Below are 23,543 nucleotides of genomic sequence, written 5' to 3'. Positions count from 1 at the left end.
AAGCTTGAGCGAAGATCTGACGTTCATGTCGCGCGTGACTCGGCCACAGCCCCTTCAAGCGCATCTGAGCGCCCGCGACCGACCCAGACCCGCGTGAGCGCCAGCAAGAGGTCGATATCCACCGGCTTCGAAATGTAGTCGGAGGCACCCGCATCGAGGCATTTCTGGCGATCTCCCTTCATCGCCTTTGCAGTGACCGCAATCAGGGGAACATGCGCGATAGCCGGATCGGCGCGAATTCTGCGCATCGTTTCGTATCCGTCCATTTCGGGCATCATGATGTCGACGAGCGCGATAGCGATATCGGGCGAACTCTCGAGCAAGGCGATCCCTTCGGCGCCGCGTTCGGCATGAACCACGTTAGCCCCTTGTGCTTCGAGCACGCTGGCGAGCGAATAGATGTTGCGAATGTCGTCATCGACGATGAGTATCTTGGCGCCAGCCAGCTCAAGCGATGCTTCCGCACCGGTTGTGGGGCCAGATCGCTTCGTCGGCGTTCGAGGCTTGCGCCGGACCGGCCTGGCGTTTGTGCCAACCTTGCCGAACATCTTGACCAGATCGCTGCGCTCGGCCGGCTTTTCGATCACTTTTGCCGCACCCAAAGTAAGTGCGTGCGCGGCCTGATCCGCGCCGGAGATCACAAACACCGGAATATCGCGCGTCTCCGGGTCGTGCCGCAACAAATCGAGCAGAACGAACCCGTCGATATCGCTCAGGCCCAGGTCGAGCGTAATCGCGCTGGGGCGCATTTTGCGGACCATCGCCGTGGTCCCCGAGCCGGCCGAGGACACGACCCCCTTCAATCCCGCCTCGCGGGCAACCTCGAGCAGGATCGAGGCAAACGTCGGGTCGTCCTCCACAATCAGAACGAACGGCTCATCGCCGATACTGTCGCGGTCGTCGGCTTGCGCGGCCGTCCCCACACTTGGCAACAGCCCCTCCACCTCGAGTGGCTGCGGCAACGCCAGCGCGGGACTCGTTCCGGGCGACTGCAGCGGCAGGAACAGGGTGAAGGTCGACCCCTTGCCGGCCGACGAGCGCACCTGAATCTCGCCGCCGAGCAGACGCGCAATCTCGCGGCTGATCGAGAGGCCGAGTCCGGTTCCGCCGTACTTGCGACTCGTCGTGCCATCGGCCTGCTGAAAGGCTTCGAAGATGAGCCGCTGCTTGTCGTCGGGGATGCCAATTCCGGTATCCGTGACCTCGATCTCAATCGCGCAATCCGCATCGCTGAGCACCGGATGGGTCGGGGTCCACCCGCTTGACGCGGTTCGCACTGAAAGCGAGACCCGTCCGTGGGAGGTGAATTTGAAGGCGTTCGACAGGAGGTTGAGAACCACTTGCTGCAGGCGCTTTTCGTCGGTCCGGATGGAAGCTGGCAGGGTCGGTGCGAAATCGACTTCGAACGCCAGCCCCTTTTCCGAGGCGAGCTGGCGGAAGGTCCGTTCCATGTGCAGCTTCAGGCTGGCGAGCGGCATGTCGCCCAGGTCGATCGAGACGGTCCCCGATTCGATCTTGGACAGGTCTAGGATATCGTTGATCAGATTGAGCAGGTCGGTTCCCGCCGAATGGATGGTCCGCGCGAATTCCGTCTGCTTGGTGTTGAGATTGCCCTGCTGGTTGTCGGCGAGCAGTTTGGAGAGGATGAGCAGGGAGTTTAGCGGCGTGCGCAGCTCGTGGCTCATGTTGGCGAGGAACTCGGACTTGTATTTCGAAGTCAGGGCGAGCTGCTCGGCCTTCTCCTCGACCGCGCGGCGGGCCATATCGATCTCGAAGTTCTTGGCCTCCACCTGGCGCTTCTCGTTCTCGAGCAACTGGGCCTTTTCCTGGAGCTCCTCGTTGGTGTTGTGCAATTCTTCCTGCTTGGTGGTCAGTTCGGTCTGACGCGCCTGGAGCTCCTGCGTGAGCAGCTGCGATTCCTTAAGCAGTTCCTCGGTGCGCATCGTCGCGGCGATCGTGTTGAGGACGATGCCGACGGTCTCCATCAACTGGTTGAGGAAACTGTGGTGGGTCTCGTTGAACTCCTCGAACGAGGCGAGCTCGATCACCGCCTTGACCTCGTCCTCGAACAGCGCGGGCAGGATGTTGACGTTCGCGGGCGCCGCGCTGCCGAGGCCCGAACCGATCCGGATGTAGTCGCCCGGAACCCCGGTCAACCGCATTGCGCGCTTGTCCGCCGCGGCCTGACCGATCAGCCCTTCGCGTAGCTCGAAGCGTTCCTTGAGTTGGGCACGCTTGTCGGCGCCATAACTGGCCACGAGATCGAGCGTCGGTCCGCCGGCATTGTCGCTGCCGCTCTCGTTGGCGACGTAGAACACCCCGTACTGCGCGTTAACCAGCGGAGCGAGTTCGCTCATGATGAGGTGCGAGATCGTCGCCAGGTCGCGCTCGCCCTGGAGCATGCGCGAGAAACGCGCGAGGTTGGTCTTGAGCCAGTCCTGCTCGGCGTTCTTGAGCGTCTGATCCTTGAGATTGAGGATCATCTCGTTGATGTTGTCCTTGAGCGCGGCCATTTCGCCCGAGGCTTCCACCGCGATCGACCGGGTCAGGTCGCCCTTGGTCACCGCGGTCGCCACGTCGGCGATCGAGCGAACCTGGTTGGTCAGGTTGGTGGCCATGGCATTGACGTTGTCGGTCAGATCGCGCCACAGCCCCGCGGCACCAGGCACGCGGGCCTGACCACCCAGCCGCCCTTCGACGCCAACCTCGCGCGCCATATTGGTAACCTGGTCGCCGAAGGTCGAGAGCGTCTCGATCATCTCGTTGATCGTCTCGGCCAGTGCGGCGATCTCACCCTTGGCGTCGAATGTCAGCTTGCGTTTGAGGTTACCCTGGGCAACCGCAGTGACGACCCCGGCAATGCCGCGAACCTGGTTGGTCAGGTTGGTCGCCATCAGGTTGACGTTGTCGGTGAGATCCTTCCACGTCCCGCCGACCCCGGGCACTTGAGCCTGACCGCCCAACTTCCCCTCGGTGCCGACCTCGCGTGCGACCCGTGTCACCTCCGAGGCGAAACCATTGAGCTGATCGACCATGACGTTGATCGTGTTCTTGAGCTCGAGGATCTCACCCTTCACGTCCACCGTGATCTTCTTCGAGAGGTCGCCGCGCGCCACCGCGGTCGTGACGTCGGCGATGTTGCGGACCTGTCCGGTCAGATTTTCGGCCATCAGATTGACGTTGTCGGTCAGGTCGGCCCAGGTCCCGGCAACGCCGCGGACTTGCGCCTGTCCGCCAAGCTTGCCCTCGGTCCCGACCTCGCGCGCGACGCGCGTCACTTCCGAGGCGAACGAATTGAGCTGATCGACCATGGTGTTGATCGTGTTCTTGAGCTCGAGAATTTCGCCTTTCACGTCGACGGTGATCTTCTTGGACAGATCGCCCAACGCCACCGCGGTCGTCACTTCGGCGATGTTGCGCACCTGTCCGGTGAGATTCGCCGCCATCGCGTTGACGTTTTCGGTCAGGTCCTTCCAGGTACCGCCGACGCCTTCGACCTGAGCTTGGCCGCCCAAGCGCCCTTCGGTGCCGACTTCGCGGGCGACTCGAGTCACTTCCGAGGCGAACGAATTGAGCTGGTCGACCATCACGTTGATGGTGTTCTTGAGCTCCAGAATTTCGCCCTTCACATCGACGGTGATCTTCTTTGAAAGATCCCCGCGCGCCACGGCAGTGGTCACTTCGGCAATGTTGCGGACCTGGCCTGTCAGGTTGCCCGCCATCGCGTTGACGTTGTCGGTGAGATCCTTCCACGTACCCCCGACCCCGGGCACTTGCGCCTGCCCGCCGAGGCGCCCTTCGGTCCCGACCTCGCGGGCGACGCGGGTGACCTCGCTGGCGAAGGCGTTGAGCTGATCGACCATCGTGTTGATGGTATTCTTGAGTTCGAGGATTTCGCCGCGGACCTCCACGGTGATCTTCTTCGACAGATTGCCGCGCGCCACCGCGGTAGTGACTTCCGCGATGTTGCGAACCTGCCCCGTCAGATTGGCTGCCATCAGGTTGACGTTCTCGGTAAGGTCCGCCCAGGTTCCGGCCACGCCCGGCACTTGCGCCTGCCCGCCAAGCTTGCCCTCGGTCCCGACCTCGCGGGCGACGCGCGTGACCTCGGAGGCGAAGCCGTTGAGCTGGTCGACCATCACGTTGATCGTGTCCTTGAGCTCGAGAATCTCGCCCTTCACGTCCACCGTGATCTTTTTCGACAAGTCCCCGCGCGCGACCGCGGTGGTCACTTCCGCGATGTTGCGGACCTGCCCTGTCAGGTTGGCGGCCATGAGATTAACGTTTTCGGTGAGGTCGGCCCAAGTTCCGGCCACGCCGGGGACTTGCGCCTGTCCGCCCAGCTTGCCCTCGGTCCCGACCTCGCGCGCGACGCGAGTGACCTCGCTGGCGAAGCCGTTGAGCTGATCGACCATCACGTTGATCGTGTTCTTCAGCTCGAGAATCTCGCCCTTCACGTCGACCGTAATCTTCTTCGACAGGTCGCCCGAAGCGACCGCGGTCGTGACCTCGGCGATGTTGCGGACCTGGCCGGTGAGGTTGGCCGCCATCGAATTGACGTTTTCGGTCAGGTCGGCCCAGGTCCCGGCGACCCCCGGCACTTGCGCCTGGCCCCCGAGCTTGCCCTCGGTACCCACTTCGCGCGCCACCCGGGTGACTTCAGAGGCAAAGCCGTTGAGCTGATCGACCATGGTGTTGATCGTGATCTTGAGCTCGAGAATCTCGCCCTTCACATCGACGGTGATCTTCTTCGACAAGTCGCCCAGCGCAACCGCGGTTGTCACTTCGGCAATATTACGGACTTGGCCGGTGAGGTTTGCGGCCATCAAGTTGACGTTGTCTGTCAGATCCTTCCACGTTCCCGCCACGCCCCTGACCCGCGCCTGGCCGCCTAGCTTGCCTTCCGTTCCAACCTCTCGCGCGACGCGCGTCACCTCGGCGGCGAAACTGCCGAGCTGCTCGACCATGGTGTTGACCACTTTGCCGATGCGCAGGAATTCGCCTTTGAGGGGGCGACCGTCGCTTTCGACCGCCATGGTCTGGGAAAGGTCGCCCTTGGCGACCGCGCCGATCACCCGCGCCACTTCGGTGATCGGCTGGACCATGTCGTCGATCAATTCATTGACCGCGCGCAGTTTCGAATCCCAGCCGCCGGTCGCCCCGCGCACCTTCGCCCGGTGCCCTATCTTGCCGTCCTTCCCCACCACTCTGGAGAGCCGGTCGAATTCTTCGGTAATCTGCTGGTTGAGGCCAACGACCTCATTGAACAGCATCGCTACCTCGAGGTCGGAGTCCGACCCGGTTTCGGCCATGCGCACAGAAAAATCGCCCTGGCGCAGCTTGCGCAATGCAACAATCAGTTCGCGGCGATTTGCAGCGGCATCCGCTATCCCCGTATGCACGTTCACGATTATCCACCCTCCCAGCGTTCGTAGAACGAAACCGCGGCCCAAACTGGCAACGTCCTTTGCGGTAAACCGTTCCAATCCGCAGGGACCGCGATTGGCAAAGGCGGTGTTCGCAGGACGATTGGCGAAATCGGTCGACGTGCCGATCGAGCGTCAGATCGACAAATTGCTGGCCCGTAGCGACCTGGGTCTTGGAAATACCATGCCCCGGCCCGCGATTGGGGGAGTATTGTGTCAGGCGCTCACCCTCAGGTCTGGCGCCCGCTTGATTTTTTTGACATCAGCCGGACCCAATGCAACGTTCGTGAGTTGGGGCTTCGCCTTACGGCGGGGGATGTATGGACGGCGGGATCGCGGTTTTATTGTTTGAAGACGAGCCGCTGGTCGCGATGTTCGTCCGACAAGCGCTGGAAGATGAGGGCTTCAAGGTCCTCCTGGCGACTGATTCTCGAGAGGCGAAGGAAGCCTTGGAAGAAGAAATCGATACGGCGGCAGCGCTTGTGACGGACATCCGCCTGGGAACAGGCTTGTCGGGTTGGGAACTGGCAAGACTTGCGCGCGAACATCGCCCTGGTCTGCCCGTCGTCTATGTCTCCGGCGACAGTGCCGTCGACCATAGTGCGCACGGTGTGCCGGATAGCGTCATGATCCAAAAACCCTTTGTCGCTGCTCAGTTGATCACGGCCCTCGCGACCCTGTTGAACAGCCAAATCAACGAAAGCGACTAGGCGCAAGGCCGGACGGTATCGGGGCCTGGCGCCTGTTATCCCCATCCCGGCCCATCTCAACTTTGAACACGGTCGGCCCCTGTCGCGTCGAGCCGCAAAGCCCGCCGCCTCGCGCGGACTGTGCAACCAGCCCCGATCAGAATATGGCGTTTTCGCACGACGCAATGGGAGGGCAGGCCGTGGAGATGCAGCAGGTCCGCTACTTCGTTGCCCTCGCCGAGTTGCGCAACTTTACCCGTGCGGCCGAGTCCTGCAACGTTACCCAGCCCGCATTCAGCCGGGCGATCCAGCAACTCGAGCACGAGCTTGGCGGCCCCCTGGTCAACCGCGAACGCGGCAACTTCCACCTGACCGAGTTGGGGCGAATGATGCACCCCTACCTGGCAGAGATCGCCGAGCGGGCGAAGTCCGCGCGCGATCTCGCCCGTGCGGCGACGCGTCTCGAAGGCGGTAAGCTGCGGATCGGGGCGATGTGCACGATCGGATCGCAGGTGCTCTCCGACCTCATCCTGCGCTTCACCATGAGCCATCCCCAGGTCGCGATTTCGATGATCGAGGACGAGGCGCCGCGGATGCTCGAAATGCTCGAGCGCGGCGAACTCGAGATCGCGGTGGTCGGCATTCCCGAGGAGCTGCCCGGCCACCTCCATCATCTGCCGATCCTGGACGAGCGGTTCGTGGTCATCCTGCCGCGCAACCACCGGCTGGCGGCGAACAAGGAGGTGACCGGCGCCGATCTTCACGGCGAACCATACGTCTGCCGATCGCTCTGCGAAGTTCACGATCGTGTCGCCAAGGCGCTTTACAAGCGCGGGATCGAGCCGGTGAAGGTGTTCTCCTCGCCGCGCGACACGTGGGTCCAGGGCATGGTCAAGGCCGGGCTGGGCTTCGGGTTTTTTCCCGAATTTTCGGTGACCGACCCCGATGTCGTCGTCCGCCAACTAATCGAACCCGAATTTCGCCGGACGATCTACCTGACGACGATGCGCGGCCGGCCGCATTCGCCGGCGGTCGGTGCATTCGTGCGCGAGGCCCGCGCCTATCGCGCCGCGAACGCCGCCCGGCTGGGACAACAATCGCCGGACGGCTGATCTGCGAGCAAATCGCGGCACGCTTCGAGCGCGTCCGATGCGACGACAAATCCGGAGAACACCGCGACCTCCATCAGCGCCTCGGTGATTTCGTCGCGCGAGATTCCCAAGCCGAGCGCGGCGCGGACGAACCAGTGCAATTGGGTAGGCGAACGAGCCTGTGCAGCCAGCGCGCCGATTGCAACGAACATCCGCGACCGAAGATCGAGTCCGTTGCGGGCGAAGATATCGGCAAAGGCGAACTCGACCATCAACCGGGCAAAGTCAGGCGCCTCAGCGGCCAGCGCGTCGCTGATGAGCTCGCCTTTGTCGGGCGACAGCGCGAGCAGCGTTTCGATCCCGGCGCGGTACCGATCGACCGATCCCGTCACGCCGCCAGCCGCTTCACATCCGCCGCCGTGAATTCCACGTCGCCGTTTATCAGCCGGGCGTGGCGCGCAAAGGTCAGGTAATTCCACAACAGGTTCCAGCCGACCGCCAAGCGATTGCGGTAGCCAACCAGGAAAAAGACGTGGACGACCGACCACAGCATCCACGCCAGCCATCCGGAGAGGTGGACCCGCCCCAAATCGATCACCGCGCGCTTGCGTCCGATCGTCGCGAGGTTGCCATAGTGGCGATAGACGAACGCGGCAGGTTCGCGACCGGCCAGGCGCGCCATTATCGTCTGCGCAGCGTAAAAGCCCTGCTGCTTGGCTACCGGGGCGATGCCTGGCAGCGGACGGTCTCCCGGTCCGGTAAAAGCCGCGGTGTCGCCGATGACGAACACCCGTTCGGACCCGGGGACCGTCAGATCGCCGCGCACGATCGCCCGCCCCGCGCGGTCGCGAGGTGCGTCGAGCCATTCGGCCGCGGGCGAGGCCATGACCCCGGCGGCCCAGATCGCGGTGTGAGTAGGGATCGCCTCTTCTCCGATCATGACGTGATCCTGCGCAACGTGGGTCACCCGCTGGCCCAGCCGCAGCTCGACTCCAAGCTGCTCGATCGAGCGCTGTGCGGCTGTGGAGAGGTCCTCGGGGAAGGCGGCCAAAACGCGCGGTTCGCTGCCGATCAGTACCACTCGCGAGCAGTGTGGGGTGATCGACCGAAAGTCGTTCGAGACCGAACGGTGGGCAAGTTCGGCGATCGCCCCTGCCATCTCGACCCCGGTCGGCCCCGCCCCGATGACCACGAATGTCAACAGTGCCTTGCGGCGCTCGGGATCGGTCTCCGTCTCCGCCCGCTCGAGCGCCAGGAGTATCTTGCAGCGCACCGCGGTGGCGTCGTCGATCGTCTTGATCGCGGGCGCGTGCGCGCCCCAGTGATCCTTGCCGAAGTACGAATGGCGCGCCCCGGTGGCGACGATCAGCCAGTCGTAGGAAACCACGCGACCGCTAGCTAGAGCAAGGCTTTGCTTCTCGCGGTCGATCCCGATCACGCGATCGAGCAGCACTTTCGCATTCCGCTGATCGCCAAGGATGGCGCGGATCGGACCGGCGATATCAGCGGGCGAGAGCGCCGCGGTGGCGACCTGGTAGAGCAGCGGCTGGAACAGGTGGTGGTTGCGCTTGTCGATGACGGTGACGTCGACCGGCGCGTTGGCGAGCGCCCGCGCGGCGGACAGGCCGCCGAAACCGGCGCCGACGATGACCACATGGGGACGGGAAAATTGGGACACGAGCGGGCCTTTCGTTGAGCGCCGCCCTAACTGCACGCGCATCGGCGCCGATTGAAATGCGCGTCCGGCATCGACCCGATGCCCGACCGGCATTTCCACAATGCCTGCCGATCGGGTCATTTGGCAGGGCCGAAACCGGCACCCGATCGAAAGGATCCGAACCCATGAAACTGCTCACCTCCACCGCCGTCGCCACCGTCCTCGCCTCGCTGGTCGCGACCGCCGCACACGCCGGGCCGGTCAAACCGCAGCCGAACAAGGACAAGTGCTATGGCATTTCGCTCGCCGGCAAGAACGACTGCGCTGCGGGCGCGGGCACCAGTTGCGCGGGCACCAGCAAGCGCGACTACGCGGGCAATGCCTGGAAGTACGTCGCCAAGGGCACCTGCGCTGCGATCAAGACGCCCAAGGGCGCCGGTTCGCTGACCCCCAAAGGCTGAGCGGCATGACCACGACCCCGACCGCCGGTATCGGCTTCAAAGCCGAGCATTTCGAAGCCTCCCTCGGCTCGACGGCGGCGGGGCTCTGGTTCGAGGTGCATGCCGAAAACTACATGGTTGCCGGTGGCCCGCGGCTGGCGATGCTGGCCGAGCTGGCCGAGCGCTTTCCTATATCGCTTCACGGCGTGGGGCTATCGCTGGCAGGGCCAGACCTACCCGACCCGACCCACCTCGCCGCACTGGTCCGGCTCGAACAGCGGTTCTCACCCCTCCTTGTTTCCGAGCACCTCGCGTGGTCTCGGCTCGACGGGCGCTGCTTTCCCGACCTGTTGCCGTTTCCGCGCACCACCGCAGCGCTCCGGCAGATCGTGCGCAATGTCGACGCCACTCAGACCGCGCTGGGCAGGACGATCCTGATCGAGAACCCCTCGCACTACCTTGCGCTCACCGGGCACGAGTGGGACGAGATCGGCTTTCTAATCGAACTGGTCCGCCGCACCGGCTGCGGGCTGCTGCTGGACGTCAACAACGTCGCGGTCAGCGCACACAACCTTGGCTTCGACGCCGGAGCATGGCTCGACCGCTTTCCCCTCGCACCGGTCGGCGAAATCCATCTCGCGGGCCACACCCCCGATCCGGCGCTTGACCTGTTGATCGACAGCCACGCCGCTCCGGTCGCCGAAGGCGTCTGGACGCTGTTCGAACGGTTCGTCGCCCGCGCCGGGCCGCGCCCGACGTTGATCGAGCGCGACGCCGAGGTCCCGCCCTTCGCCGAGCTGCTACGCGAACGCCACCGCGCCGCCGCGATCCTATTGCCGCAGGTGGCCAATGCGTGAGTTCCACGAAGCGTTCGCCGGGGCCATTTCCGCGCCGGTTGATGGCCCGTTGGCGATCTACCGCAACACAGCGCTCGCCGGAGCGGCCGATGCGCTCTCCGCCAACTTCCCGGTTGTCCGCGCGCTGGTCGGCGAAGAGATGTTCACCGCGCTCGCGGTCGATCACGCCAGCCAACGTCCGCCGCTCGACCCGGTGCTCGCGACCTACGGTGCCGATTTCCCCGAGTGGATCGAGGAACAGTCTTGGGCGGCCGAACTGCCCTACGTGTCCGATCTTGCACGGGTCGAACGGCTGCATGGCGAGGCGCTGTTCGCCGCCGATGCGGCCCCGCTCGATCCCGGCGCGTTCGCCCGGCTCGCGGCGCACGAATGGACCCGGGCGCGGCTGACGCTGCATCCGGCGACGCGGCTGGCCTGTTCGCGCTGGCCTGCGGCGAGCCTGTGGCGGGCGCACCAGCCCGGCGGCGATCTCGACACCATCGCCTGGCGCCCGGAATACGTGCTGGTCAGCCGCGCCGGACAGACGGTCGCGGTCGAGGCGATCCCCGCGCCCGCGCACCGCTTCGTCCTCTCGCTCGCCCGCGGCGCCAGTGTCGCCGCGGCCGTCGAGGCCACTCTGGCGGCGTTCCCCGACGCCGACATCGCCGCCGCCTTCGCCCTCCTCCTGAACCGCGGCGCGTTCGTCGCTCTCACCGTCTGAAAGGACCCGACAATGGCCTCGCTTGCCCCCACCATGCCGCCCGCTTCCAGGGTCGGCTCGCTCTACGCCCGCGCCTGCGGCCTCGCCCAGCGGGTCCTCAGCCCGTCGCTATTGCTACTGACTCAGCGCCTCGGCATCGCCTCGATCTTCTGGATGTCGGCGCGGACCAAGGTCGAGGGCTGGTTCACGATCTCGGATTCGACCTACGAACTGTTCCGCACCGAGTATGCGGGCGTCCCGATCCCGCCCGAGATCGCCGCAGTAATGGCGACGATCAACGAGCACGTCTTTTCGGTGCTGCTGGTGCTCGGCCTGTTCACGCGCTTTTCGGCGATGGTGCTGCTCGGGATGACCGCGGTGATCGAGATTTTCGTCTACCCCGATGCCTGGCCGACGCACCTGAGCTGGGCCGGGCTTCTGCTTCCGCTGATCGCGCTGGGCGGCGGACGGATCTCGCTCGATCGCCTGTTCCGGATTTCCTGACCCGGCTATCGAAACGGCGCGGCTCCAATCGGGCCGCGCCGTCGGTCCAGCGGCGTTGTCGGATCGTGCTCGACGATAGCTGGTGCGGGCGGTGGGAATCGAACCCACACGGGCAAAAGCCCAACGGATTTTCGTACCAGCTACGGCTTTCGCCGCCGCCCGTCGCCCTCGGTCGGGCTAGGGTGTTTGTGGTCTGGACTATCCCTTCACCGTGCCTTGGGCGTCCAAGGGTTAGGTGCTGCCCGTCTAGTCTCTACACCTTCCACGGTGCTTTCGCGCCGGGGCTTGGCTCGGGATCGCCATCTGACAGGGTTCCCCGAATTTGAGCAGTTCTGCATCGCGGATTTCCCCGCGAGCACTCAATCTGGCTTAAGTCCGTTGCGTCTACCGGTTCCGCCACGCCCGCATTGCCAAGGCCGCTATAGGCCAAGCCCCGCGCGCCGCCAAGCTAACTCAGTCCGTGTTCAGGCGTGCGCGCATTTCCTTGCCGGGCTTGAAGTAGGGGACGCGCTTGGCGGGCACGTCGACAGCTTCCCCGGTGCGCGGGTTGCGGCCGCGGCGCGAATCGCGCTCGCGGGTGGAGAACGCGCCGAACCCGCGCAGTTCGACCCGGCCGTTGTCAGCCAAACGCTGCGCGATCTCGTCGAAAAACACGTCGGCGACGCGCTCGATCTCGTCGGCGCGCAATCCGGAATTTTCCTTGGCCAACGCCTGCAGCAGTTCGGACCGGATCATGGGCTTTCCCCTCTCAATCCCGGCCCGGCGTTATCCGCCGGCCCCGGGCGCGTCCCATGTCATCGTCCTGAACCGGCCGCATCCCCTTCGGCAGAGATCGAATGCGGCGATTCCCCTGATACAGATTGGCAGAAGCGCCGCGCCACTGCAAACCCAAACCGGCGTCCCACCTTGGGAAAGCGTGCTTTGCGAGATATTTATACGTGGGTAAGCAACTCGTCGGCGTGCAGACCGAGACGTTCGATCCGCCGGACGATCTCGGGCCACTCGTCGGCCAGGAAAGCCGACCGCTCGCTTGAGCGCAAGGTCGAGGCAGCACCGGAGACCACGTACATCCCAACCCCACGCTGGACACGGACCAGGCCCTCGTCCTGAAACGCCTGGTAAGCCTTGGCCACGGTCAGCGGATTGGCGCCCTGCGCCGCGGCAAAGGCCCGCACCGAAGGCAGCATCGCGCCCTCGGGATACCTGCCGTCGATGATCGCCGCGGCGATCTGGTCGCGCAGCTTGAGATAGACCGGGCGGGAGGCTGAACTCATCGGTGTTGCACTGCCATAATACAGCGTTGCGGGCAAGTCTCGCGAACCAGTCACATTTGCAACAAAGGCTTCACAACCGCGCGAATGCGGCTAGGTTCGCGCTGTACGAAGGAGCCGACCTGCCCGGCCCGCAAAAGGTTCGCGAAATATGAAAGACATGGCTTTGTGGAACGAGGGCGACTGGATCGCGGCGATCGCCGCGCTGTTCCTGTTCGCCTTTCTCGCCATCGGCGGAGCAATGGCGGCGAGCAAGAGCGACGAGGTGGTCGGCCACCCACGCGGACTGTTCGTGCTGTTCTATGCCGAAATGTGGGAGCGGTTCTCTTATTACGGGATGCGCGCGCTGCTGGTGCTCTACCTGACCAAGCACTGGCTCTACGGCGACGGCAAGGCCAACCTGATCTACGGCGCCTATGGCGCGCTCGTCTACATCACCCCGGTGCTAGGCGGGGTGATCGCCGACCGCTATCTCGGCCAGCGCAAGGCGGTAATCTTCGGCGGCATCCTGCTCGCGCTGGGCCATGGACTGATGGCGGTCGAGGGCACCGGCGGGCAAAGCGATCCCACGATCAACGTGTTCTGGGCAGCGCTCGCGTTCATCATCGTCGGTTCGGGCTTCCTCAAGGCCAACATCTCGGTGATCGTCGGCCAGCTCTACAAGATGACCGACGTGCGCCGCGACGCCGCCTATACGATCTTCTACATGGGGGTGAACGTCGGTGCGGCGCTGGGCACGATCCTGGTCGGCTATCTCGGCGAGACGATCGGCTGGTCGTATGGCTTCGGGCTGGCGGGCATCGGCATGGTCGTGGGGCTGATCATCTTCGTGATCGGGCGGCCCGCGCTCAAGGGCCGGGGTGAGGCCCCTGAGCCGCTGGCAAAGAACCGCGAATGGACCTTTTACGGGATCGGCCTGGCCGCGGTGGCGGTGTGCTGGGGGCTGATCCAGTTCCAGGATGTGATCCAGACCCTGTTGATCATCTCGGGCATCGCGATGCTCGCCTACACGCTCTACGAGGCGTTCAAGCTGCCCAAGGAGCCGCGCGAGCGGATGTTCGCGATGCTGTTCCTGATTGCACTCAACCCGATCTTTTGGGGGTTGTTCGAGCAGGGCGGCGGCAGCCTGAACCTCTATACCGATCGCTATGTCGACAAGGGCGGCGTGCCGACCAGCATCTTCCAGTCGATCAACCCGATCTACATCGTCCTGTTCGCGCCGATCTTCGCCGCGCTGTGGCAATGGCTCGGACGCAAGGGGCTCGAGCCCAGCGCTCCGGCCAAGTTCGGGCTGGCGCTCACTCAGGTCGGGCTCGGCTTCCTGGTATTCGTTTGGGGCGCCAACTCGGTCGGCGCGGCGGCGATGACCCCGGTATTGTTCCTGTTCCTGATCTATCTGCTCCACACCACCGGCGAGCTTTGCCTCTCGCCCGTCGGCCTTTCGGCAATGGCCCGGCTCGCCCCGCTCCACCTCGCCAGCTTCATCATGGGTGCCTGGTTCTACATGACCGCTGTCGGCAGCTTCGTCGCGGGCAAGATCGGGGAAGCGACCGGCGGCGAAGGCGGCGAGATGAGCAAAGAGCTGACCTTGGCGATCTATTCCAAGATCGGCTGGATCACCATCGGGATCAGCGTAGTGGTGCTTGCGCTCTCGCCGTTCGTGAAACGCTGGATGCACATCGAGAGCCTCGAACGCGACGCGCATGAAGCCGAGGCCAGACTGCATGGCGGAAGCGAAGTCTTGAACGCAGAGGGTGCACTGCCGGGGCGGGCGTAAGTATCCGGCGTCATGTCGCAGCCCACCACGGTGACGAGGGGTTCGCGTAAGGTGACAGCTGAGCTGTTCCTCTCACGCAGGTCGTAGCCGTGGAGCCGGAACCTTTGCCGCTGTCGCAGATTTTGCGGGCATGGAACTCCGCCTTGTCATCGCTTATTCGCTCATCGCGCTGATGATTGCTGGAGTAGTGATCTTCGGCATAGTCGCTCGCAAGAGACGCCGACTCCGCAAGGCCAGGAACCGTCGTCGCTGCTACTAGGCTTGGCCGATTTGCGGCCCGCCAAACCATCGGCCGGTCGCGCATTCCCAACGGACGAGTCGTAACCACATCGACGCAGACCCGCCTGTGCGAGCGCCACCGCGCGCCCAGCGACGGCGACTTGCCCAACGCCCTCGATTGGTAGAAGTTGCGAGGCAACAGGGAGGGAAACTGCGATGGACCCCGCGCTCGTCAGCCTGATCGCCGCCGGCATCGCCTTCGTCGGCACCCATTTCGCGATGTCTCACCCCTTGCGCGCGCCGCTAGTGCGGACGCTCGGGGCGGCCGGATTTGCAGGCGTCTATTCGATGGTCAGCCTCGCCACGTTCGGCTGGATGGTCTGGGCGTTCGTGTCGATGCCGCGGCGGGGCACGCCGCTGTGGGACGGAAGCAGCGAGGCGATCTGGATCGTCGCCAGTCTGCTCAGCATCGTCGCGCTGGCGCTGTTCATCGGATCGCTGCGCGGCAACCCCGCACTGCCCGATCCGCGCGCCGCACAAGGGCTGGCTGACAAACAACCTGACCACGTCTTCCGAGTCACCCGCCACCCGATGATGTGGGGCTTCGCGCTGTGGGCGCTGTCGCACATCCTGGTCGCGCCGACCGCACGAACGGTCGTCCTGGCCGGCGCGATAGGCTTCCTCGCGCTGGTCGGTGCGCATCTGCAGGACCGCAAGAAGCAGGCGCTGATGGGCGAAAGCTGGCGCGCCTGGGAAAGCAAGACCAGTTACTGGCCGCGCCTTGGCGCTTTGCCGGGCATCGGGATCGGATTGTGGGCGGTGACGATCGCGCTGTGGCTGGCGATCACCTGGGCACACATCTGGCTAGCCTATGTCCCCGCGGGGCTCTGGCGCTGGGTAGCGTAGGGCGAGGAACGCTCAATCCGGCCCAGCCATTTGCATCCCGGACTGGCGAAGGAAAGTCCCTGGCTTAATCCCTCACGCGCAACTGCCGGTTCTGTTCTAACACTCCAGACACAAGGTCCGAGGACACAAAAAAAGCGGGGCCTTAGCCCCGCTTTTTCCGAATACTGCTCTGAACAGCCGTGGCTTACGGGCTGTCGGGATTGTTGTTGCCGTTGTCGACCAGGAAGTAGATCCCGGCGCCCATCAGGACGACCGCGAGGATCAGCAGGAGGGTCGAAGAACCGCCCATCTGGCTGGCGTCGGCAACCGGCGCAGCGGCCCGCTCGACAGCTTGCGCGAACGCGGGGACCGCGGTCAGCGACGTGGCTACTACAGCGGCAGCCAGATTACGCAACTTCATTGAAACGTCTCCTTTTGAGCTTTATTCGATCGGACGCTTAACGCCATCGACAGCATGGCGCAAGCCAAACACCTAATTCGGACCCTATCCGTCCAACCACTCTCAGTGCCGGAGTTCCAGGAAACTCTTCTTGCCGTTCACGACCTCGCGACCGGCCTTCGAACTATTGGACAGGGACCCCTTCGTTGTCCAGCCTGAAAACCACCTAGAGCCGAACATCCTTCCAAAACATGAACGCCATAAGAGTTCCTCGCCCTAGGCGTGCCGCCACATTTTTCAGCGATTGTTGCATTGCGGCAACAATCAGCGACTTTCGTCGACACTCGCGCCGTCGCGCGGCCGGGCCGCCTCGAACACCTTCTCGCCCCCGATCCAGGTCTCCAAGACCCGGGCCTTGCGCAGCTCGCCCGGCGGGGCGAGCAACGGGTCGACATTTATGAGGACGAAGTCGGCGCGCAGCCCCGCCGCCAGCCGGCCGAACTTGCGCTCGGCGAATCCGGCCCAGGCAGCGCCGGTGGTATAGCCCGCCAGCGCCGCGGTACGGTCGATCCGTTCCTGCGGCTGCCACCCGCCGAACGGCTGGCCCGATGCATCCTCGCGGGTCAGAGCGGCGGCCATTCCGGCAAACGGATCGGGCAGTTCCACGGGCGCATCGGAGCCGAACGCTAGCCGCGCGCCGCCTGCGGCCAGGCTTTTCCAGGCGTAGGCGCCGGCCAGCCGGGCCGGACCCAGCCGCGCCTCGGCCATCGTCCGGTCGGACACCTGATGGATCGGCTGCATCGAGGCGATCACGCCGAGCCTGCCGAAGCGCGGGATGTCCAGCGGATCGACGATCTGGGCGTGCTCGATCCGCCAGCGGCGATCGCCCTTGTAGGTCGCCGCCAGGTCTTGGATCGCATCGAGCACCTCGGCGTTGGCGCCGTCGCCGATTGCGTGGACGGCGATCTGGAAGTTATCCATCGCCGCGCGGCTCATGAGGTTCTTGAGCTGGGTCTCGCCGATCCGGCTGATCCCGCGGGTCTGGGGCGCATCGGCATACGGCGCCTTGAGCAGCGCCCCGCGCGAACCCAGCGCGCCATCGGCGTACAGCTTCAGGCCATTGAGCCGCAGCCGGTCGTCGTAGAGCCACGGCGTTGGCCCCGGCCCGCCGATGAGGGACATTGCCTCGATCCCCAGTGCGTAGGCCATTACCCGCAGCCGCAGCCGTCCGGCATCGCCGGCGCGGCGATAGGTCTGCCAGTCCTCGATGCTCGTGCCCATGTCCGCGACCGCGGTCAGCCCGCGGGCGAACAGCAGGCGCTGCGCGGTATCGAACGCCAAATCGCGATCGTCGGGCCGCGGCGCCGGAACCGCGCGCGCGACCAGCGCGGCGGCCTCATCGACCAGTACCCCGGCGGGCTTGCCCCCGGGAAGCCGCTCGATCCGCCCGCCCGGCGGGTCCTTGGTCGTCGCCGTCACTCCCGCCGCGGCGAGCGCCGCGGTGTTGCCCCACCCGGCATGGCCATCGACCCGCTCGAGCCATACCGGGCGCCCGGCGACCGCGGCGTCGAGCTCAGCGGCGGTCGGGAAGCGGCCCAGCCCCCAGGCCTCCTGGTTCCACCCGCGCCCGACGATCCACGCGCGGTCGGAATGGGCGGCGGCATAGGCGCGGACCTTGTCCTGCGCCTCGGCCAGCGACTTGGTTCCGGACAAGTCGAGCGTCAGCGCGGCGAAGCCGACTTGCATCACATGGAGGTGGGCATCGATCAGCCCGGGGATCATCGTCCGGCCCTTGCCGTCGATCTGGTATTCGGTCTTGGGACGCTTGTCCTTGGACTGGAACAGCGCCTTGACCTTGCCGTCGGGCCCGAACTGGAGCGCGGTGAAGCGCTGCGGCTGGCCCTTGTCGTCCAGCGTCACGCCGTTGACGTTGATCACCATCGTATCAGCACGGGCGGGGACGGCGGCAAGCAGGGCGATGGCCGCAAGCAGGCGAAGAATCACGCGGCGCTGCCCTTCCGCGGCAGGCGCTTGATCAACGCGCTGGTGTCCTCGCGCCCGGCACCCAGGGCCTGCGCATCGGCGAAGAACTGATCGACCAGCGCCGCAATCGGCACCGCCGCGCCGAGGTTGCGCGCCTCCTCGAGCGCCAGCCCAAGATCCTTGCGCATCCAGTCGATCGCGAAGCCGAAGTCGAAGCGGCCGTCGACCATCGTCGCCCAGCGGTTGTCCATCTGCCAGCTCTGCCCGCCGCCTCCTGAGATCGCCTCATAGACATTATCCAGGTCGAGCCGCGCGGCCTGGGCGAAGCGCACGGCTTCGGCCAGCCCGGCGACGACCGCGCCAATGCAGATCTGGTCGACCATCTTGGTCGACTGCCCGGCCCCGGCCTTGCCGACGTGGACGATTCGCGCGGCGTAGGCCTCCATCACCGGGCGCGCCGCGGCGATCGCCTTGGCGCTGCCCCCGCACATGATCGACAGCTTGCCCTTTTCCGCCCCGGCCTGTCCTCCGGTGACCGGAGCATCGACGCACAGGATTTCCTTGTCGCGCCCCTCAACCGCGATCTGGCGGGCGATCTTGGCCGAAACGGTGGTGTGATCGATGAATATCCCGCCCCGGCGCAAGTGCGCGAACACCCCCGCGGGGCCGAGCACGACCCCGGCTAGGTCGTCGTCGTTGCCGACGCAGGTGATGACCGCGTCCGCTCCTTCGGCGGCCTCTCCGGGCGACTGCGCGACCCGCGCCGTCAGGTCCGGATGATCGGCCCGCCAGCGTTCTATCCGTTCGGGCGAGCGGTTGTAGATGGTCAGCCGATGCCCGGCGTTGGCGAGATGCCTGGCCATCGGCGATCCCATCACGCCCAAGCCGAGGAACGAGACGTTGAGGGGTTTGGGCAGGGTTTCTGTCATGGCCCCGTCTTAGCGCGTTTTCACTCCGCGCAAATACCCGCCGCTCGGCAGCGCGTTGCTTGACGGGCCGTGCCGAACCCCTACCGGGGCGCGCATGACCCGTCTGCTCGATCCGCGCCTGTTCCGCCAGGCGTTCTACGCCGCCGCGATATTCTCGACCGTGACGGCGCTGGCGTCCCCATCCGAATTCGGGCCGAGGTTCCCATATTCCGACAAAGTCCAGCATTTCGCGGTGTTCGCGGTCCTCGCCACCCTCGCCTGGTTCGGCTTCACCGGCGCGCCGCGGCGGCTGATCGTCGAGCGGCTATCGTTCCTGGGTGCGGCGATCGAAGTGCTCCAATCGATCCCCGCGCTGCACCGCGATTGCGACGTGCTCGACTGGGCGACGGACACCGCCGCCGCCGTGGTCGTGGTCCTACTGCTCGCCTGGCTGGCACCAGGGCGCCGGATAGGCCGAACCCCTGTCGAACCGGGATAGCGGTTCACATCGGCACCGGTTTTGGTTACGGCGCCCCAGCCATGCACAAGCCGCTCCTCTCGCCCGCCCCCGGTCAATTGCTTTCGGTCGCCGACGTTCGCGCCGCGGCGGCACGGATTGAGGGTCAGGTGGTGCGCACCCCAACGCTGCACAGCAAGACGCTGTCCGCGATTAGCGGCGCCGAAATCTGGCTGAAGTTCGAAAACCTCCAGTTCACCGCCGCCTACAAGGAACGCGGCGCGCTCAACGCGCTGCTCCTGCTGGGCGGCGAGCGCGGCAACCGGGGCGTCATCGCGGCCTCGGCGGGCAACCACGCCCAGGGTCTGAGCTATCACGCCACCCGCCTAGGCATCCCAGCGACGATCGTGATGCCGCGGACCACGCCCACGGTTAAGGTCATGCAGACCGAAAGCGTCGGCGGGATCGTCGTGCTCGAGGGCGAGACGTTCGACGATGCTTATGCCCATGCCCGCCAGCTTGAAGGCGAGCTGGGGCTGACTTTCGTTCACCCGTTCGACGACCCCCACGTGGCTGCGGGCCAGGGCACCGTCGCGCTCGAAATGCTCGAGGACGTGCCCGAGCTCGACATGCTCGCGATCCCCGTTGGCGGCGGTGGGCTGGCCTCGGGCATGGGCACCGTGGCCCGTGCGATCAAGCCGGAGATCGGCCTGATCGGGGTCGAGGCGGCACTCTACCCATCGATGTACAATCGCCTCAAGGGAACCGTGCTGCCCTGCGGCGGCGATACTCTGGCTGAAGGCATCGCGGTCAAGGAACCGGGCGAGCTGACTTCAGGCTGGCTCGCGAACCTGCTCGACGACATCGTTCTGGTCGACGAGGCGGCATTGGAAAGCGCAGTGGCGCTGCTGCTCCAGATCGAGAAGACCGTGGTCGAGGGTGCGGGCGCGGCGGGACTGGCCGCGGTGCTCGCCCACCGCGAGCTGTTCGCCGGGCGCAAGATCGGGATCGTGCTGTGCGGCGGCAACATCGACACCCGCTTGCTCGCCAATGTCCTGCTCCGCGACTTGGCTCGTTCCGGCCGTCTGGCGCGGCTTCGCCTGACCTTGCAAGACCGCCCCGGCGCGCTGTTCAAGGTGATGCGTGAATTCGATACGCACCAGGTCAATATCATCGAGATCTACCACCAGCGGATCTTCACCACGCTGCCCGCCAAGGGCCTGATCACCGACATCGAATGCGAGGCCCGCGACAAGGACCAGCTCGAGAGGCTGATCGAGGCATTGCGCGCCAAGGGGTACGCGGTGAGCCAGGTGGAGTTGGCGTGAACGAGGCTCGACAGGCGGTCCTGAAGGCGTAGGATCAGGAAATGGCCACCGTTCTCGACCGCCCCGCCCTCAACGCCTCCGCCGCCGCGCTGGGCGACAAGCTCATCGCACTGCGCCGCGCGATCCATCTCGAACCCGAACTCGGTCTGCACAATCCCAGGACCAGCGCCAAAGTGCGGGCCGCGCTGGCGCATCTGCCGCTGAACTGGCGCGATGGGCCTTCGACCACGGGGATGGTCGCGACGCTCGATACGGGCAAGCCGGGGCGTTCGGTGCTGCTGCGCGGCGACATGGATGCGCTGCCGATGCCCGAGGAAACCGGGCTGGAGTTCGCCAGCACCGTGTCAGGCGCAATGCACGCCTGCGGCCATGACGCGCATACCGCGATGCTCGCAGGAGCTGCGGAACTGCTGTGCGCGCGGACCGAATTTCTCGAAGGTCAAGTCCACTTCATGTTCCAGCCGGGAGAGGAAGGCTGGCACGGGGCGCGGTTCATGCTCGAGGACGGGCTGCTGGACCCGCTCCCCGACGCTGCCTTCGCGCTGCACGTGATGCCAACCGGGCCGGGCGGGATGGTCGCCGGGCGCGCCGGACCGTTGCTGGCCGCCGCCGACCGCTTGTTCATCGTCGTCAACGGGCGCGGCGGCCACGCTTCCATGCCGCACCAGACGCTAGATCCGATCCCGGTAGCGTGTGAGATCGTCACCGCGCTCCAGGCGCTGGTCACCCGCCGCTTCGATGCCGCCGACGCGGTGGTGGTGACGATCGCCAAGATCGTTTCAGGGACGACCAATAACGTCATCCCCGACGCTTGCGAACTCGACGGGACGATGCGAACGCTCAGCCCCAACGCGCGCGCGCTTGAAGGAAGAGATCACCCGCCTTGCCGAAGGGATCGCTTCGGCGCACGGCCTGACGGCCACGGTGCGGATCGAGGAAGGTTTCCCCGTGACGATCTGCGACGAACGCGCGGTGGCGCTGGGCGAGACGGTCGGCACTGCACTGTTCGGCGCCGGCGCCTTCCACCGCATGCGCGATCCGATCATGGGGGCGGAGGACTTCGCCTATGTGCTCGAGAAGATTCCCGGCGCGATGTTCTTCCTTGGGGTAGCGCACGAGGGCGCGGACCTCGCCAGCTGCTGCGGGCTGCATTCGACCCGGATGATTCTCGACGAGGGGGTTATGCCCAAGGGCGCCGCTCTGCTGGCTGGACTTGCGGAAGAGTTTCTGGCGAACGGGTTCACCTGACACTTACCACAAGAGGTGCCGCTCGTGCCGCGCCCGCAGAAGGACAGCTAGTCCTTTCTGCAGCCGCTCGATAGAAATGAAGGCAATTAGCGGTGCTTCGACAAGCTCGGTGTGAACGGGTTTTGTGCTTTAGTATCAATCGGAGAGGTTTCTCATGCCGCTTTCGCTCTACGACGCGACGATCCCGTCCTACCGCCAGATCATCGCCGCCACGTCGGCGCTTATCGACAAGGCGGTCGCGCACGAAACCGCCGATGCCACCTTGATCGAGGCACGGCTGGCGCCCGATATGCTCCCACTTGGTTACCAGATAAAGTCGGTAGCCGAACATTCGCAGGGCGCGATCGAAGGGGTGCGCGCAGGGGTCTATTCGCCGAGCACCGCGCCATGGCCCGACAACTTCGCTGCGCTAAAGGCCAAGCTGGCAGACGCCGACGCCTTCCTTGCCGCGCTCGACCCGAGCGAAATTGAGGGCTTCATCGGCCAGGACATGGCGTTCGAATTCGGCCAGACACGGATGCCGTTCACCGCCGAAACCTTCCTCCTGAGCTTCGCCCAGCCTAATTTCTATTTCCACGCCGCTACCGCCTACGACATCTTGCGCGCCCAGGGGCTCAAGATCGGCAAACGCGACTTCATGGGCATGCCGCGGCTCAAGCTCTAGACGGTCGACTGTGCCGTCGCGGGGCGGACCGAGGCCTCCTGGTCGTCAACAATGTGCAAAATAATCGTTCGCTAACCCTGTTTCGTGGTTAAGCCTCTTTCACCATTACTCGTGCTCGGTCATAGTCGCCGCAGAGCCGAAACCCAGGTTCGCGGTTGGAAGGATGCTGTGAAGACGTGACGGCCCCCGTGCGCTTTCCCCGGTTTTTCGTCACCAGCCCGGCGCCCTGCCCGTATCTCGCGGGCAAGAGCGAACGCAAGGTGTTCACCGAGCTCAAGGGCCCGCACGCGGATTCTCTTAACGATGCGCTCGGACGGATAGGTTTCCGCCGCTCGCAGACCGTCGCCTACCGTCCCTCGTGCCTCGACTGCCAGGCGTGCGTTTCGGTTCGCGTCGCGGCGGACGAGTTCGTGCCATCGGCGACCCAGCGCAAGGTTATCCAGCGCAATGCCGATCTGGAAGTTTCCGCCTGCAAGCCGTGGTCGACGGCGGAACAATTCGATTTGCTCCAGCGTTATCTGGCGACACGCCACCCCGGTGGCGGCATGGCGACGATGGATGAAATGGACTTTGCGGATATGGTGGAACACACCCCCGTAAAGAGCTATGTCATTGAATACAGGGAACCGGGCGACGGGGTCGTGCCTGGTAAGCTGGTGGGGGCATGCCTCACGGATCAGCAAGCCGACGGGCTGAGCATGATCTACAGCTTCTACGATCCCGAGCATGAGACGCGGACCGGGCTTGGCAATTTCATCATCCTCGATCACATCCTGCGCGCCGCACGATCGGGGCTGCCTTACGTCTATCTCGGCTATTGGGTCGAAGGTTCCGCAAGAATGCAGTACAAGGTCCGCTACCGCCCGCTCGAACGGCTCGGCCGCGAAGGTTGGGAGCGGTTCGATCCGCGCGACCAGGCGAGAGCCATCGGTCGCGCCGCCAGCGCCCCTCCCCGCGAATCCATCCCCGTGCTCGACGGCGTCGGCAAGGACGGGGTTCCAGGCGGGCAGAAGCAATACCGGATCGTTTGATCGCGGGTTGGCGCTTTCCCGCCGATTCG

At 65.2% G+C, this 23,543-nt stretch carries 21 protein-coding genes and 1 pseudogene; 14 read left to right on the top strand and 8 right to left on the bottom strand.

The window, feature by feature from the left end; all coding sequences use genetic code 11:
- Nucleotides 1-23 precede the first annotated feature (23 nt).
- Complete coding sequence (locus GKE62_RS13290) at nucleotides 24-5,408, bottom strand: HAMP domain-containing protein (RefSeq protein ID WP_230206691.1); 5,385 nt, start codon at nucleotides 5,406-5,408, stop codon at nucleotides 24-26.
- 94 nt (nucleotides 5,409-5,502) lie between these two features.
- Here GKE62_RS13290 and GKE62_RS18540 point away from each other — a divergent pair, with 94 nt between their 5' ends.
- From GKE62_RS18540 to GKE62_RS13280, 3 genes are all read left to right on the top strand, one after another.
- Nucleotides 5,503-5,778: a hypothetical protein gene (locus GKE62_RS18540; protein WP_195908384.1), complete on the top strand. Its 276-nt coding sequence runs from the start codon at nucleotides 5,503-5,505 to the stop codon at nucleotides 5,776-5,778.
- The gene (locus GKE62_RS13285; protein ID WP_154692653.1) at nucleotides 5,747-6,136 is read left to right on the top strand and encodes a response regulator; all 390 of its coding nucleotides are present in this window, start codon (nucleotides 5,747-5,749) and stop codon (nucleotides 6,134-6,136) included. Before GKE62_RS18540 ends, GKE62_RS13285 begins: the two co-directional genes overlap by 32 nt.
- Before the next feature lie 143 nt (nucleotides 6,137-6,279).
- Nucleotides 6,280-7,227 (top strand): LysR family transcriptional regulator, encoded by a 948-nt coding sequence (locus GKE62_RS13280; RefSeq protein WP_154692652.1) that lies wholly within the window; start codon nucleotides 6,280-6,282, stop codon nucleotides 7,225-7,227.
- Here GKE62_RS13280 and GKE62_RS13275 read toward each other — a convergent pair.
- Nucleotides 7,176-7,598 carry a carboxymuconolactone decarboxylase family protein gene (locus GKE62_RS13275; RefSeq protein ID WP_154692651.1) on the bottom strand — a complete coding sequence of 141 codons (423 nt, stop codon included), beginning with the start codon at nucleotides 7,596-7,598 and terminating at the stop codon, nucleotides 7,176-7,178. The two genes, GKE62_RS13280 and GKE62_RS13275, sit on opposite strands and share 52 nt — an antisense overlap.
- Nucleotides 7,595-8,884 (bottom strand): NAD(P)/FAD-dependent oxidoreductase, encoded by a 1,290-nt coding sequence (locus GKE62_RS13270; protein ID WP_230206690.1) that lies wholly within the window; start codon nucleotides 8,882-8,884, stop codon nucleotides 7,595-7,597. The genes GKE62_RS13275 and GKE62_RS13270 overlap by 4 nt, the downstream gene beginning before the upstream one ends.
- Before the next feature lie 164 nt (nucleotides 8,885-9,048).
- On the opposite strand from GKE62_RS13270, the gene GKE62_RS13265 reads away from it, so the two are divergent.
- From GKE62_RS13265 to GKE62_RS13250, 4 genes are read left to right on the top strand one after another with little or no spacing between them, the layout of a single operon-like run.
- Complete coding sequence (locus GKE62_RS13265) at nucleotides 9,049-9,324, top strand: DUF2282 domain-containing protein (RefSeq protein WP_154692650.1); 276 nt, start codon at nucleotides 9,049-9,051, stop codon at nucleotides 9,322-9,324.
- A 5-nt stretch (nucleotides 9,325-9,329) separates the two neighbouring features.
- On the top strand, nucleotides 9,330-10,160 hold the full coding sequence (locus GKE62_RS13260; RefSeq protein ID WP_154692649.1) for a DUF692 family multinuclear iron-containing protein: 831 nt from the start codon (nucleotides 9,330-9,332) through the stop codon (nucleotides 10,158-10,160).
- Entirely contained in the window at nucleotides 10,153-10,860 is a 708-nt protein-coding gene (locus GKE62_RS13255) for a DNA-binding domain-containing protein (RefSeq protein ID WP_154692648.1), read from the top strand. The genes GKE62_RS13260 and GKE62_RS13255 overlap by 8 nt, the downstream gene beginning before the upstream one ends.
- Before the next feature lie 12 nt (nucleotides 10,861-10,872).
- A complete protein-coding gene (locus GKE62_RS13250; RefSeq protein WP_230206689.1) occupies nucleotides 10,873-11,343 on the top strand; it encodes a DoxX family protein in 471 nt (156 codons plus the stop codon).
- A 453-nt stretch (nucleotides 11,344-11,796) separates the two neighbouring features.
- Here GKE62_RS13250 and GKE62_RS13245 read toward each other — a convergent pair whose 3' ends face one another.
- The gene (locus tag GKE62_RS13245; RefSeq protein ID WP_154692647.1) at nucleotides 11,797-12,078 is read right to left on the bottom strand and encodes an integration host factor subunit beta; all 282 of its coding nucleotides are present in this window, start codon (nucleotides 12,076-12,078) and stop codon (nucleotides 11,797-11,799) included.
- Between the two features lie 197 nt (nucleotides 12,079-12,275).
- A complete protein-coding gene (locus GKE62_RS13240; RefSeq protein WP_154692646.1) occupies nucleotides 12,276-12,617 on the bottom strand; it encodes a GntR family transcriptional regulator in 342 nt (113 codons plus the stop codon).
- Between the two features lie 148 nt (nucleotides 12,618-12,765).
- Between GKE62_RS13240 and GKE62_RS13235 the strand changes: the two genes are divergently transcribed.
- Together GKE62_RS13235 and GKE62_RS13230 are read left to right on the top strand one after the other, a co-directional pair.
- Entirely contained in the window at nucleotides 12,766-14,391 is a 1,626-nt protein-coding gene (locus GKE62_RS13235) for a peptide MFS transporter (RefSeq protein WP_154692645.1), read from the top strand.
- 435 nt (nucleotides 14,392-14,826) lie between these two features.
- A complete protein-coding gene (locus tag GKE62_RS13230; RefSeq protein ID WP_154692644.1) occupies nucleotides 14,827-15,516 on the top strand; it encodes an NnrU family protein in 690 nt (229 codons plus the stop codon).
- Between the two features lie 184 nt (nucleotides 15,517-15,700).
- Here GKE62_RS13230 and GKE62_RS13225 read toward each other — a convergent pair whose 3' ends face one another.
- The 3 genes from GKE62_RS13225 to GKE62_RS13215 form a co-directional block, all read right to left on the bottom strand.
- Complete coding sequence (locus tag GKE62_RS13225; RefSeq protein ID WP_154692643.1) at nucleotides 15,701-15,916, bottom strand: hypothetical protein; 216 nt, start codon at nucleotides 15,914-15,916, stop codon at nucleotides 15,701-15,703.
- Nucleotides 15,917-16,219: 303 nt separating this feature from the next.
- Nucleotides 16,220-17,836, bottom strand: a complete 1,617-nt coding sequence (locus GKE62_RS13220; RefSeq protein ID WP_154693722.1) for an amidohydrolase — start codon at nucleotides 17,834-17,836, stop codon at nucleotides 16,220-16,222.
- Between the two features lie 59 nt (nucleotides 17,837-17,895).
- Nucleotides 17,896-18,807 (bottom strand): NAD(P)-dependent oxidoreductase, encoded by a 912-nt coding sequence (locus GKE62_RS13215; RefSeq protein WP_154692642.1) that lies wholly within the window; start codon nucleotides 18,805-18,807, stop codon nucleotides 17,896-17,898.
- Between the two features lie 94 nt (nucleotides 18,808-18,901).
- On the opposite strand from GKE62_RS13215, the gene GKE62_RS13210 reads away from it, so the two are divergent.
- From GKE62_RS13210 to GKE62_RS13190, 5 genes and pseudogenes are all read left to right on the top strand, one after another.
- Entirely contained in the window at nucleotides 18,902-19,285 is a 384-nt protein-coding gene (locus tag GKE62_RS13210) for a hypothetical protein (protein ID WP_154692641.1), read from the top strand.
- Between the two features lie 41 nt (nucleotides 19,286-19,326).
- Complete coding sequence (locus GKE62_RS13205; protein ID WP_154692640.1) at nucleotides 19,327-20,571, top strand: threonine ammonia-lyase; 1,245 nt, start codon at nucleotides 19,327-19,329, stop codon at nucleotides 20,569-20,571.
- A gap of 41 nt (nucleotides 20,572-20,612) precedes the next feature.
- Nucleotides 20,613-21,819: pseudogene (locus tag GKE62_RS13200) on the top strand (M20 family metallopeptidase).
- A gap of 154 nt (nucleotides 21,820-21,973) precedes the next feature.
- The gene (locus tag GKE62_RS13195) at nucleotides 21,974-22,483 is read left to right on the top strand and encodes a DUF1993 family protein (RefSeq protein ID WP_154692639.1); all 510 of its coding nucleotides are present in this window, start codon (nucleotides 21,974-21,976) and stop codon (nucleotides 22,481-22,483) included.
- A gap of 176 nt (nucleotides 22,484-22,659) precedes the next feature.
- Nucleotides 22,660-23,514 carry an arginyltransferase gene (locus GKE62_RS13190; RefSeq protein ID WP_154692638.1) on the top strand — a complete coding sequence of 285 codons (855 nt, stop codon included), beginning with the start codon at nucleotides 22,660-22,662 and terminating at the stop codon, nucleotides 23,512-23,514.
- The last annotated feature ends 29 nt before the right edge of the window (nucleotides 23,515-23,543 follow it).

The sequence above is a fragment of the Novosphingobium sp. Gsoil 351 genome (genome assembly GCF_009707465.1).
Lineage (GTDB): Bacteria > Pseudomonadota > Alphaproteobacteria > Sphingomonadales > Sphingomonadaceae > Novosphingobium.
This window is presented reverse-complemented; position numbering and strand designations above follow the sequence as displayed.